Here is a 12,823-nt window from a genome sequence, read left to right as displayed (position 1 = left end):
TCTGGGCCTGGAAGATGCGCCAGTTGGAGCGCAGGTCGAAACGCTTCAGGGTTGGCTCGACCACTGCGGTGTAGCGGGTGCGGCGAAAGCCGGTGTCGCCCTGCTGGAATAGGCTGACCAGGCCATGAACGTAGCGCACCGGAGTTTCTCCACGCCAAATCGTGAACAGCCCCGCTAGATCAAGAACTCGATTGAAGTCGATAGCCGCATTGTGGCTGGCCAGTTCGAGTTCGAGCTTGAAGGGTTCAGACACCCCCTCGCGGAGCGTGAACGAGACCACCTCGAAAGGGTCGCCTTTCAATGGCTCGAATGTGAAGCGCAAGTCACTTTGGCGAGACATCGCGACTACTCCTTCGGCTCACTGAAAGCGCTCGCTACCTTCTGATATAGCTCCGGCTCCCACCCCTGCGCGGAGGTATCACGCATCATCCGCGCAACGTTGGCGTACAGATCCTCCGCCAGCCACGACAGGCCACGGGACGCCAGTAAATCCGCGGCAATCACCGTGGCATAGCTGCGTTGGCGCGGGGCGTCACGGCTGGCGTGCAGTTCCTGCAGGCGCAGCAGCACCACCTCGACGCCTTCAGTAGCGAGTTGGGTGGCCAGTTCATCGCGCAGACCGGCGTATTCCTGCACCGGGCTACCTGCCGTCTCCGCCTGATCAGCGCCGGTGATCCATGCCTGGGTTTGTGCATCCACAAACGGAGTGCCGTCGCTGAAACACAATTCCAACAGGGCCGGAAGGCGGCAAACGAAGCGTTCACAGGTCTGGCGGATAGCGGCAGCCACCTCCTCCATCGCCAGGCGCGAGGCAATGTGGGCGGCCAGGTAACTGCCACGCAGCCAATACGGCGATGCCGCAACGCTCTTTTCGATGCGCAGCAGCAGGTTCGGATCCAGGGTGTTGTGGTTCAGGGCGTCTTGATAGACGTCAACGATGTCCTTGGGTACGGCGGTCAATTCGGTTCGACGATCGCGCGTGATTGAAGGCGCGGTACGCAGGTGGGACCACAGGCCGAAACGCCTCAACTGGTAGCCGGTCGGATCATAGGGGTCCTGCTGATTGATCTGGTCGGCCATGCTCAACACGGCTCGGCGTTGTTCGCGCTCATTGCCCGGGGCCTGAGGCTTGGGGCTGGCAAAAAATGTCGAATCCAGGACGCCGCCGGAAGGGTTGGCGCGCAAGGTCTCAGTCGCGACGACCGGCTCGCTGTACTTGCTCAACTGCCGTTGCAGCGCGTCCAGGGGGGCAGGATCAAGCTTGGCGCTTTCGGCACAACGTTGCAGGCTGGCCAATGCCTGTTCCGCCGCCGCTTGATACGCCGGGGCGAAACTGCTGCGGTCCAGGCTCGGCAGCACTTGCCCCAGGTCACCCAGCAGGCGCTGTAGCTGCTTGCGCTTGTTCAAGTAGCCGGTCGGTCCCGGCTTGGGGTAGGCGCTGTCCCAAAAGTGCTCAACCATGCCGGCCATCAAACCAAGAGCATCGGCCCAGCGTGCCCATTGTCGGGTACGCAGCCATACCACCTGCAGATGGCCAAGGATGCGCCAGTGTTTGCATTGGGTGGCCAGGTAGTCGCGGGACGCTTCGTCAATATAGGGCCAGTCAATGTCACTCTCACGCAGGCCACCGAGCTTGACCATTTCCTGGTCGATGGCTTGGTAGGTCTCGTCCTCCACATCAAAATGGCCAGCAGGTTGGTCGGGGTCGATAGGCGTCAGCAGCCGTTGAAGCGTGTGCTCGGGCACATCAATCACCAGCGACATACTTGGCGCTCCTGCTCGATCAATGCCCCCAAACCTTCGGCGTCAAATACCAAGCCGTGCAAGCGGGGATAGTCGCTCTCAAGCCGCAGGCGCTGACCGCCGCCCATGTTGCGTAACAAAGAAATGGCCTGCAGACCCCGCCCGGCATCGACCACTAAGCCGGCGTCGTCCAGTACCTGCCACTGGTAAGGCGCGGAGACTGGACGCTCATCCTTGAACAGCTGGATGCGGATTTTGTTGGGCTTGGCTGGCTCGTCCAGCACCAGCTGCAGGCGCGAAATTCTTGATTCGCAACTGATCGCCAGGTAGGGCCGGGGAGGCAGCGCGCCCAAGGCCGGGGCCGAGATCACCAGCCTCGGTTGCTGGTCGTTGTCCGGATCAGGAAAAGACGACAACAGAAAACGCTGGTCTTCAGCCGGTCGCTTGGCTTCATTGCGCTGCACCAGATCGATAATCGGCAACACCCGACCCAGCACAGGTGGCGGCGCAGGCGGCTGATGGATGGGGGTGCCGGCGGCCAGGTCGAAGCACTCCAGGCGCTTCAATGGCGACACGATTGCCGGGCAATCTTGCGTCGCGGGTACTGCTTGCACGTGCGGGACGCCCAACGCCACACACACGCCCCCGATCCAACCCCAACGTTGCAATCCCTTGCGCATCAACGCCTCACTGTTTTTATTAAAAAGAAGACTCTGGATTTTCATCTAAGGTGATAACCCAACCCACTCCAACAAAAGCAATTTAGCGTGAACTCGCAAGCAACTAACAGACAAGCCCTCGAAACACTTTTCCCGCCAAATCCTCAATTATCAGAACCGCCCCTCAGATTTAAGAGTCAATAACGTATGAAATCTCCCACCCTACTTTAAACACACTAAACATGGATATTTCTTACATCCGAAGACCACAAAACGGATCGACTCCGTCCGACATGACAAGTCCTGAAACATAGGTTCTTAATAGCGCCACTTTACAAAAAAGGACTTTTCCCATGTCAAAAACCCAAAGTTCCGTCGCTCCAAAAGAACGTATCAACATCAAGTACGTTCCTGCCACGGGCGACCAACAGGCGGAAGTGGAGCTACCACTCAAGTTACTCATCACTGGGGACTTTAAAGGGCACGGCGAACTTACCGCCCTTGAAGACCGGCAATCTACCCGAATAGATAAAGACACCTTCAATGAAGTACTGACCAAAGCCGAAGTTTCCCTGGGCATGGCGGTCCCGTCGGTGTTGAGCAATGACCAGGACACGGACTTGAATGTGCAACTTCACTTCAAAAGCATCAATGACTTCGGCCCCGACGCCGTTGCCCGTCAAGTGCCCGAGTTGAACAAACTGCTGGAGTTACGCGAAGCCTTGGTCGCGCTGAAAGGTCCGATGGGTAACGTCCCAGCCTTTCGTAAGCACCTGCAAAACCTGTTGACTGATGAGAGCGCCCGCCAACGCTTGGCCAGCGAACTCAACCTGGTGCTCGACGCACCAGACAACTGATTGAACGCCCTTCTCAACGGAGTACTCCCCATGCCTATGGAAAGCGCCGCCGCCCAAGTGCTGGTGACCGACGAACAACCGTCGCTGCTGGATCAACTGCTGGCCAACACCACCATCCGCCCCTCTCAGGAAGGCTATGCCATTGCTCGCCAAGGTGTAGCTGCGTTCATCAGCGAAATTCTGCAAAGCGGCGACCATCAGCAGCCGGTCAATAAGCATCGGGTCGACCAGATGATTGCCGAAATCGACCACGCCTTGAGCAAGCAGATGGACGTGATTCTGCATCAACCTCAGTTCCAGCAACTGGAATCGGCGTGGCGTGGTCTGAAACTGTTGGTGGATCGCACGGATTTTCGCGAGAACATCAAGCTGGAAGTGCTGCATGTCACCAAAGAAGAACTGCTGGACGACTTCGACAACGCTGGCGACATCACCCGCAGCGGCTTGTACAAGCACGCCTATACCTCCGGTTACGGCCAGTTCGGTGGCGAGCCCATCGCGGCGATGATTGGCAACTACACCTTCGGTCCCTCCTCTCCAGACATGAAACTGCTGAGCTATATCGCCTCCGTGGGCGCCATGGCCCATGCCCCTTTCGTGATGGCTGCCGGTCCTGAGTTCTTCAACCTCAAGAGCTATCAGGACCTGCCGTCAGTCAAGGAAGTCAGCGATATCTTCGAAGGCCCCGGCCACACCAAATGGCGTAGCCTGCGCGAAATGGAAGACTCCAAATACATCGCCGCGACACTACCGCGCTTTCTTTTGCGCTCGCCTTACGATGGGCTGGAGAACCCGATTCGCAGCTTCGGCTACAACGAAACCGTCGACGGCAACCACGACAACTACCTGTGGGGCAATACCGCGTTCCTGATGGCTTCGCGCATCACCGACAGCTTCGCCCGCTATCGCTGGTGCCCGAACATCATCGGCCCGCAATCCGGTGGTGCCGTGGATGACTTGCCGGTGCACCTGTACGAATCCCTCGGCCAATTGCAGGCCAAGATCCCCACCGAAGTGCTGATCTCCGACCGTAAGGAATTCGAACTGTCAGAAGCCGGCTTCATCCCACTGACCATGCGCAAGGACAGCGACAACGCAGCGTTCTTCTCGGCCAACTCGGTGCAAAAACCGAAAAACTTCCCCAAGACCCGCGAAGGCCAGGAAGCCCAGACCAACTACAAGCTCGGCACCCAGTTGCCGTACCTGTTTATCGTCAATCGCCTGGCCCACTACATCAAGGTGCTGCAACGCGAACAGATCGGCAGTTGGAAAGAACGCCAGGACCTGGAACGCGAACTCAACACCTGGCTCAAGCAGTACATCGCCGACCAGGAAAACCCTTCCTCCGATGTGCGCAGCCGTCGCCCCTTGCGTGCCGCGCAAATCGTCGTGCAGGACGTGGCCGGCGATCCGGGCTGGTACCAGGTGTCGTTGGCGGTGCGTCCGCACTTCAAGTACATGGGCGCCAATTTCGAGATCTCGCTGGTCGGTCGGCTGGACACCCAATAAGTGGGCGGCAGCCTGTTCGAACGCCTGGAGCCTGACGCACCGCGCTACCGGCAGGGCACAGCGGATGAACAGGCGCGACAGCGTGTCGAGGCGATCAAGCGTCACCTGGAACAGGTGCTCAACTCACGCCAGGGCTGCTCGCAAAGCAGTCCTGAGCTGGGCCTGCGCGACTTCAACGGCGTCACCCAGGCCAGCAGTGATTTGGTCGTGGCCATCAGCGCCGATATCCGGCGCTCAGTGGAGGCGTTTGAACCCCGGATCACGGTCACCGGCGTGCGCTATCAGCCCGACCCGGACCTGCCGCTGGAGCTGAACTTTCGCCTGGATTGCCAGGTGCGGGTCAATCACAAGGAAGAACAGGTGCAGATCGAGGTGGCCATGCATGGCCGCGACGGTTACACCCGCGTGAAATGAGGATGCGATGGACTTGAAACAACGCTTTGCCGAGGAGTTGCGCTACCTGCGCGAACTCGGTCGCGAGTTTGCCGAGGACAACCCGCAACTGGCGCAATTTCTCGGCGATCAGGCCGGCGATCCGGACGTGGAACGGCTGCTGGAAGGTTTTGCCTTCCTCACCGCCAAGCTGGGGATGAAGATCGACGACGACTTGCCGGAGCTGACCCACCCGCTATTGCAGATGCTTTGGCCCAACTACCTGCGGCCCCTGCCCAGTGCGACCATCATCCGCTTTACTCCGTTGCCCGATGCGATCAGCCAACGCCAGGTGATTCCCAAAGGCACGCCATTGTTCGCCAAACCGGTGGATGGTATCTCCTGCCAGTTCCGCACCTGCACCGACGTCAACCTATACCCGTTGGCCTTACAGGCAGTCAGCGACGCCCACAGCCGCGAGGCCTCGGTGATGTGCATCGACCTCAAGGTGTTGACGGAGCAGCCGCTGACCAGCATGGCCTGTGACCAGTTGGACTTTCACTTGGGCGGCGATAACGCCACCGCGCTGACCTTGTACCTGTGGATCGCCCACTACCTCGATAGCGTCACACTGCACATCAATGGCCAAAACTATCGCTTGTCGCCCAAGGATATCGGCTTCCCCGGGTTCACCGCCGACGAGGCACTGCTGCCCTACCCGCGCAATGTGTTCGACGGCTACCGGATCCTGCAGGAGTACTTTGTGTTCCCGCAGCGTTTCCACTTTTTCAGCCTGACGCGGTTGGCTCAGGTGTGGCCGGATGTCAGCGCCAGCAGCCTGCGTTTCGAGTTTCAGTTCAGTCGGCCCATGCCGACCGATATTCGCCTGCGTACCAGTGATCTGCATTTGTACTGCGCGCCGGCGGTCAATCTGTTCCGCCACGATGCCAACCCGATTGCGTTGGATGGTCGCAGCCTGGAGCGACGCATCAGCCCCAGCGGCAAGCGTCCCGAAGCGTATGAGATTTTCAGCGTCGACCAGGTGGCCGGCTGGGACGCCGCAGACAAGGAGCGCCACGGTGATCCACTGCGCAGGTTTACACCGTTCGAATCGTTCCAGCATGAGATCGAGCACGCACGGGGCCGCACCGCACTGTACTTCCGCACGCATATCGAGGAATCCCACGGCCGCGAGGGTTTGCGCCATCGCATCGCCTTCGTGCGTGGCGATGAGAGCTTGTACATCGGCGAGCATGAGGCGGCGTCTATCGAACTGACCTGCAGCAATCGCGATCTGCCGCGGTTGCTGGGCGTAGGCGATGTGTCGCTGTCTACCGAAATCACGCCGTCGTTTGCCACCTACACCAACCTGATTGCACCGACCCGTAGCTATCGGCCCGTACTGGACAGCAGCCTGCACTGGACGCTGATTTCCAACCTGTCACTGAACTACCTGTCGCTGCTCTCGGCCGAGCCGCTCAAGGCGGTGATCCGCGCCTACGACTTCGCCGCCTTGCACGACCTGCAACAGGCCCGCGCCACTCGCAAGCGCCTGAATGGCATCCACAACGCGGTGACCACGCCCATCGACTGGCTGATGAAGGGCCAGCCGGTACGCGGCCTGCACACCCGCCTGCAACTGGACCAGAACGCCTTCCTTTGCGAGGGCGAGTTGTACCTGTTCGCCAGTGTGCTTTCGCACTTCTTTGCGCTGTACGCGAGCATCAATTCCTTCCATCGCCTGGAAGTGATCAATACCACTAACAACGAGTGCTACGAATGGCCACTGTTGACCGGCAGACAACCCGTGATCTAGCCGACGTGCTGCTGGCCGACGCGCGAAACTACTCGTTTCACCGTCTGCTGGAGCATCTGCACGCCCTGCATGGCGATGACCTGGAAGCGCAGCCCTTGAGTGCGACGGCGCGCCGTCGTGTGCGCCTGCAAAGCCATGCGGGATTGGGCTTTCCGGCCTCCGACGTGGTCGAGGCGGCACGCCTGGAAGATGATCGCGAAGAGGTGCGCTATCGCCTGCAGACCAGCTTCTTTGGCCTGCACGGCACCGACTCGCCGCTGCCCGGTTATTACCTGGACCGCCTAGCCTACGAACAGGCCCAGGAGCGTGGTATTCGCCCGGCGTTCATGGACTTTTTCAACCATCGCTTGCTGACCTTGCTGCATCACAGCTGGCGCAAGTACCGCTACTACATCCGCTTTCAGTCCGAGGCCAGCGACCGGTTTTCGCGCTATGTGTTTTCCCTGATCGGCCTGAACGACAACGATCTGCGTGGCGCGACACCGCTGCCGTGGGGCCGCCTGCTGAGCTTTGCCGGTTTGATCGCCAGCCGCAGCCGTTCGCCTTCGGTAGTGTCCGGTATTGTCGAGCATTGCTTTGATCTGCACGGCGTGCACATCCGTGAATTCGAGGCGCGTTCGGTGAGTTTGCCGCCACGTCAGCGCATGGTGTTGGGCAAGGCCAATGGCACTCTGGGCAGCGACTTTGTGGTGGGTGACCGCAGCAAGACCCGCGCCAGCAAGTTCACCCTGGTGATTCCCAACCTGACGCAGGCACGGTTTCGGCAGTTTTTACCCAGCGGTGAGCAGTTCGGGCTTCTGCGCCAGTTGATGGATTTTTTGCTGCGCGACGTCACCGCCTACGACCTGGAGCTGGGGCTACGCGAAGAAGATGTACCGCCGTTCAACCTGCAACGCGACAGCGGCACCCATCTGGGCTGGACCAGCTTTATCGAAGATCAGGAACAACGCCATCCCGCCGTGGTGCGGATTCGGGGGCGCGCATGAAACTGACCTTGGTTATCAATAATCCTGCGCAGTTGCTGCACGGATACCTGCCCCTTCACCGGTTCGGCCCACAGGGCGGCAGCATCGGCAGTGCCGCGGTGGACTGGTGCCTGGAAGATCGCCACAACAGCGTGCAGCCCAACCACTGTGACATCTGCGTTGTCGAAGGGCGCTTTTGCGTGATCGACCGCAGTGGCCGCACTTACGCCAATGGTCATGATGTGCCATTGAAGCGCAATGTGGCGGTGAGCCTCAACGATGGCGACCTGTTGCAGATTGGGGCGTATCGGGTTGCGGTGCAGCTGGGTGAGCATGCCCCAGGGCAACGCTCGCTGGATGAGCTGTTTACCGGCGAGCCGGAAGGCATGCAAGCCTGGCATTTGGACGACTCACCGGGCCTGCCCCTACCCGATCCGAGACCTGCCAGGTGCCCGGAGTTCGAGCGTCTTTGCCAGCCCGTGAACTTGGCGGAACAAGGTGATCCGCTGCAAGCGATGAAGGCGGCAGAACCGCCAAAGCCACTGCCTGACAGTGGCGCGCCTGCACCCAAGAAGCTCACCAGCCTGTTCAGCAACCTGCGCCTGGGCACCTTGTTGCTCGCCTGTCTGACTCTGGGCGGCTGCACCATGCTCGGCAAAATCGGCCAGGTGATCTGGACCCCATCGATCCCGGTCGGCGGCCCCGACGATCAACCCAGCCGCTATTCCCTGAGCCTGCATGCCAGCGACGATGTCAATCAGCGGCTGGTCAGCACCGGCACCGCCCCTACGTCCGACGAAGAGCCGGGCCCCTTGCCCTACAACTTGAACGTTCAGGCCGCCAGCCCGCAGGCACTGACGGACAAAGTGCAAACCCTGCTCAATCACCTCTACGAAACCGTTCCAGCTCAGTCTTTGTTGGGTTTTGAGCCAGCGCCCACAGTGCCCATGTCGCCCCTCGAAGGCGTACTGCTGGGCGATTACGACGATCAGGGGATCAGCCTGACCACCCCACTGGGCAACCCGGCACTCCAGCAGATCGCCACGCCGATTGCCTTCAAGGTCCTGCAACTGACCGACGACTCGCTGCTGGTCAACGCCAGCCCTCAAGCCCTGGCTGAGGACCTGAAAAAAACCTTGGGCAGCACCTACATCCGCGCCGACGACTACCTGCTCAACCCAGGCCAATTCAAGTTCATCGACCTGCGCCCCCTGGATGAGGACGCTCGCTTTATCGCCGTGATCGCCAACTACCACAACGACGAAGTCGGCCAGTGGAAACAGCGACTGCGCGTCGAGCCCAAGGGCCGGCAATACGCCGTGCTGGTGCAGTTGGACGCCGAGCAAGTCAGCCTTAAAGGGGAAACCCGATGACGTCATTTTCAGCCGTTTTTGTGCAGAGTAATTACCGATGAGTTCACGTAACCCCGTCATCTGGCATGAAGGTTTGTTCGTCAAACCCCAGCACTTCCAGCAACAGGCCCGTGCTGCCGAAGCTGCGGTGCATCAACGTATGCAGGGCCTTAACGACGCCCTTTACGGCTTCAGCGAGCTTGAGTTGAACAGCGAATATCTGAGCTTCGGCAAGGTCGCCATCACCCAGGCGCGCGGGATCATGCCCGATGGCAGTGTGTTCGATATCCCACGCGACCTGGCGCCACCCGCGCCGCTGGAGATTGCCGACAGCAGCGCAGTGAACCAGATCGTCTACCTGGCTCTGCCGCTGCGCTCCAACGGCGCCCTCGAAGTGCGCTGGCCCGACCGCTACGGCAACAGCCGCTACATCGCCCACCGCGAAGAAATCCGCGATACCCACAGCGATGACGGCGATCAGGTGGGCATGGACCTGGCCGTGCCCAACCTGCAACTGATGCTCGAACGCAGCGACCGCAGTGCCTTCACCGGCATCGCCATCGGCAGAATCAAAGACAAACGCCCGGACGGCAGCCTGGTGATGGACGAGCACTTCTACCCCACTAGCCTGTCCTTGCAAGCGGTGCCGGCGCTGCACCGCTATCTGGGCGAAGTGGCCGGGCTGATGCGCGCACGCGCCCAGAACCTGGCCCAGCGTATTGGCTCGCCGGGGCAGTCAGGCGTGGCCGACGTCACCGACTTCAACCTGCTGCAAACCCTCAACCGCTTGTTCCCGTTATTTCAACACTTGGCCCGCCAACGCCAGGTTCACCCGGAACGGCTGTACATCGCACTGGCCCAGGCTTGCGGCGAACTGGTGACCTTCACCGATGAAGGCCACCTGCCCCAGGAGTACCCGGCCTACCAGCACGACAACCTGCGCGAATCCTTCCAGCTGTTGGAACACACCCTGCGCCGAGCCTTGGGCACCGTGCTGCAACCGCGTGCGGTGTCGCTGCCGATTGTTGTGCAGCAATACGGCGTACGCACTGCGGCCTTGAACGACAAGCGCCTGCTGGACAACGCCGAGTTCATCCTCGCGGTGCGGGCCGAACTGCCCGCCGAGACCCTGCGCCAGCAACTGCCCAAGCAGATCAAGATCAGCTCCGCCGAGGGCCTGGAGCAGCTGGTCAGCCTGCAACTACCGGGCATCCCGCTGCTGCCGCTGCCGGTGGCGCCACGGCACCTGCCGTTCCATGCCGGCTTCAGTTATTTCGAACTCGACCGCCATCACCCTGCCTGGGCAAGCCTGAGCAGCGGCAGCGGGTTTGGCTTCCATATCGCCGGCGAATTCCCCGAGCTGGAGTTGCAGTTCTGGGCGATCAGGAGTGAGAAAGATGAGTGAGACCATGCCCACCGAACCCACGCCGCCAAAGGACAACAGCAACCCGCTCCTCAGCTATTTGCAGCAGGCCACCCACACCAAGGAGTCCGGCGCCGCAGAGGACCACGCCAAGCCCGAACCGCTACTCGCAGACCCTGAATTCGACATGCGCGGCCTTGCCTGGAACCCACTGTGCGATGCCGCCACGCCCCTGATCGGCCTGGTTATCCGCCTGCGCCGCCTGGACCACCACGATGATGTGACCGCTCTGTACAAAAGCGTCAGCAACCAGATCACCACCATCATGGAAGAAGTCAGCCAGCGCGACTACGACGCCGGCATGCTCAAGGCCTACTCCTACAGCCTGTGCCTGCTGCTGGACGAGGTGGTCATGAGCACCACCTGGGGCAGGCTCTCCACTTGGAGTGAACGCTCATTGCTCAGCCAGTTCCATGGGGAAACCCGAGGCGGTGAGCGATTCTTCACCGTCATGAACAACATGATCCCCGAAGCGGCCCGGTACCAGCATGTACTGGAGTTCATGTACCAGTGCCTGATCTCCGGCCTCAAAGGCAAATACGGCGCCCATGCCAAGGGTGATGACGAAATACAGAAGATCATCAACCAACTGCACGGACTGTTGCGCCCGCTACGCGGCGAGACGCCCAAACGCCTAACCGATCCCCTGAAAAACGTCGCCCCGCGCAACTACCGGATCAAACGCGCCTGGCCATTGTGGACGCCATGGGCATTGGCCGCTGTTGTGCTGACCTGCGCCTACACAATCTATTCCATGCGCCTGAACAGCATCACCCAGGAAGTGCTCGCCTCCCTGGAACGGATTCTCAACCTGTAACCCATTTTCAGCGCGCTCATCCCGAGCGCCTGCAAAGCCATGGCCTTTTCGGCCATAACCCGCGACCCACGGGTTGCTCAATTGATCGCGACAAGGAGCTTGTCATGCCAACACCCGCGTACATCAGCATCCACGGCAAAAACCAGGGCCATATCACCAAGGGCGCGTTCACCGCTGATTCGGTGGGCAACGTTTATGTGGAAGGTCATGAAGACGAAATCCTCGCCCAGGAGATCGACCACCAGATCGCCGCCCCCACTGACCCGCAAAGCGGTCAGCCGGCCGGCCAGCGCGTGCATAAGCCGCTGATCTTCACCAGCGCGCTGAGCAAAGCCTCGCCCATGCTCTACCAGGCGCTGGCCACCGGCGAAATGCTGCCGACCGTCGAGGTCAAGTGGTTCCGCACCTCTGGGGACGGCAAGCAGGAGCACTTCTTCACCACCAAATTGGAAGATGCCACCGTCGTCGAGATCCACACCGTACTGCCCCACGCTCAAGACAGTGACAACGCCAACTACACCCAGCTGATCAAGACCAGTCTGGCTTATCGCAAGGTCAGCTGGAGTCATGTGGTGGCTGGTACCGAAGCCTCGGATGACTGGCGCAAGCCGGCTTAACCGCCAACCGGCCCGTTCCGCTGCGCAGGCAGCGGAACCTTTACTGACTAACTACTGCTTAGGAGGTTTTATGCCCGCCGTCGTTCTGGTCGGTCACGACCATGATTGCCCTTTGTGCGGCCCCACCACCGTCAAAAGCGGCACGCGCAACGTCACCGTCAACGGCCGCGCCATCGCCCGTGTCGGCGACACCCTCGGCTGCGGTGCCGTGATCATCAGCGGCTCGCCCTCAATGGTCATCAACGGCAAAGCCGTAGCCCGCGTCGGTGACAGCACCGACCACGAAGGCATCCTGGAAAACGGCGATGCCAGCTGGCTGATCAACTGATCCGGACTCACTACAAGGAGGTTCCATGCCCCGTCAAAGCGACCTGCGTTACACCTTCGAACCGCTGCGGGGCGATCCCTTCGAAGTGGTCTCCTTCACCCTTGAAGAGGGCTTATCCCAGCCGTTCAAACTTGAACTGGAGCTGGTCAGCCATCATCAAGCCATCGATTTTTACCGCATGCTCGATTTGGGCGCGGTGTTCACCATCTGGCGTGATGACACCCCAGTACGTTACGTCCACGGCCTGGTCAGTCTGTTCCAGCAGGGCGACACCGGCTTTCGCCGTACCCGCTACACCGCAGTGGTCGAGCCAACCTTGAAGCGTTTCGACCTGCGCTCCAACTGGCGCATCTTCCAGGCCCAGA

Annotated in this window: 14 protein-coding genes; 11 read left to right on the top strand and 3 right to left on the bottom strand. The window is 60.5% G+C overall.

Annotated elements, in window-relative coordinates; translation table 11 throughout:
* The 3 genes from H096_RS24365 to vasI form a co-directional block, all read right to left on the bottom strand.
* A partial coding sequence (locus H096_RS24365) for a contractile injection system protein, VgrG/Pvc8 family (protein WP_033901897.1) occupies positions 1-340 on the bottom strand: 340 nt, incomplete at its 3' end.
* Between the two features lie 5 nt (positions 341-345).
* A complete protein-coding gene (gene tssA, locus H096_RS24360) occupies positions 346-1,764 on the bottom strand; it encodes a type VI secretion system protein TssA (protein WP_033901896.1) in 1,419 nt (472 codons plus the stop codon).
* Positions 1,752-2,423 carry a type VI secretion system-associated protein VasI gene (gene vasI, locus H096_RS24355; RefSeq protein WP_237142481.1) on the bottom strand — a complete coding sequence of 224 codons (672 nt, stop codon included), beginning with the start codon at positions 2,421-2,423 and terminating at the stop codon, positions 1,752-1,754. The genes tssA and vasI overlap by 13 nt, the downstream gene beginning before the upstream one ends.
* A 332-nt stretch (positions 2,424-2,755) precedes the next feature.
* Between vasI and tssB the strand changes: the two genes are divergently transcribed.
* From tssB to H096_RS24300, 11 genes are all read left to right on the top strand, one after another.
* Positions 2,756-3,259, top strand: a complete 504-nt coding sequence (gene tssB / locus H096_RS24350) for a type VI secretion system contractile sheath small subunit (protein WP_033901895.1) — start codon at positions 2,756-2,758, stop codon at positions 3,257-3,259.
* A 36-nt stretch (positions 3,260-3,295) separates the two neighbouring features.
* Complete coding sequence (tssC, locus tag H096_RS24345) at positions 3,296-4,768, top strand: type VI secretion system contractile sheath large subunit (RefSeq protein WP_033901898.1); 1,473 nt, start codon at positions 3,296-3,298, stop codon at positions 4,766-4,768.
* Positions 4,769-5,182, top strand: a complete 414-nt coding sequence (gene tssE, locus H096_RS24340; protein ID WP_033901894.1) for a type VI secretion system baseplate subunit TssE — start codon at positions 4,769-4,771, stop codon at positions 5,180-5,182.
* A 7-nt stretch (positions 5,183-5,189) separates the two neighbouring features.
* Positions 5,190-6,956: a type VI secretion system baseplate subunit TssF gene (gene tssF / locus H096_RS24335; protein WP_033901893.1), complete on the top strand. Its 1,767-nt coding sequence runs from the start codon at positions 5,190-5,192 to the stop codon at positions 6,954-6,956.
* Positions 6,920-7,942, top strand: coding sequence for a type VI secretion system baseplate subunit TssG (tssG, locus tag H096_RS24330; protein ID WP_033901892.1), 1,023 nt, complete (start codon positions 6,920-6,922; stop codon positions 7,940-7,942). The genes tssF and tssG overlap by 37 nt, the downstream gene beginning before the upstream one ends.
* A complete protein-coding gene (tssJ, locus tag H096_RS24325) occupies positions 7,939-9,294 on the top strand; it encodes a type VI secretion system lipoprotein TssJ (RefSeq protein WP_033901891.1) in 1,356 nt (451 codons plus the stop codon). Before tssG ends, tssJ begins: the two co-directional genes overlap by 4 nt.
* Positions 9,295-9,331: 37 nt before the next feature.
* Positions 9,332-10,678, top strand: a complete 1,347-nt coding sequence (gene tssK / locus H096_RS24320; RefSeq protein WP_033901890.1) for a type VI secretion system baseplate subunit TssK — start codon at positions 9,332-9,334, stop codon at positions 10,676-10,678.
* Complete coding sequence (icmH, locus tag H096_RS24315; protein WP_033901889.1) at positions 10,671-11,513, top strand: type IVB secretion system protein IcmH/DotU; 843 nt, start codon at positions 10,671-10,673, stop codon at positions 11,511-11,513. Before tssK ends, icmH begins: the two co-directional genes overlap by 8 nt.
* A gap of 104 nt (positions 11,514-11,617) precedes the next feature.
* A complete protein-coding gene (locus H096_RS24310) occupies positions 11,618-12,130 on the top strand; it encodes an Hcp family type VI secretion system effector (RefSeq protein ID WP_016968948.1) in 513 nt (170 codons plus the stop codon).
* Between the two features lie 70 nt (positions 12,131-12,200).
* Positions 12,201-12,458 (top strand): PAAR domain-containing protein, encoded by a 258-nt coding sequence (locus tag H096_RS24305; RefSeq protein WP_033901888.1) that lies wholly within the window; start codon positions 12,201-12,203, stop codon positions 12,456-12,458.
* Between the two features lie 25 nt (positions 12,459-12,483).
* Positions 12,484-12,823: contractile injection system protein, VgrG/Pvc8 family (locus H096_RS24300; protein WP_033901887.1), on the top strand; the 340-nt coding region annotated here is incomplete at its 3' end.

It is taken from the genome of Pseudomonas sp. FH1 (assembly GCF_000510895.2).
GTDB classification, from domain to species: Bacteria; Pseudomonadota; Gammaproteobacteria; order Pseudomonadales; family Pseudomonadaceae; genus Aquipseudomonas; species Aquipseudomonas azotoformans_A.
This window is presented reverse-complemented; position numbering and strand designations above follow the sequence as displayed.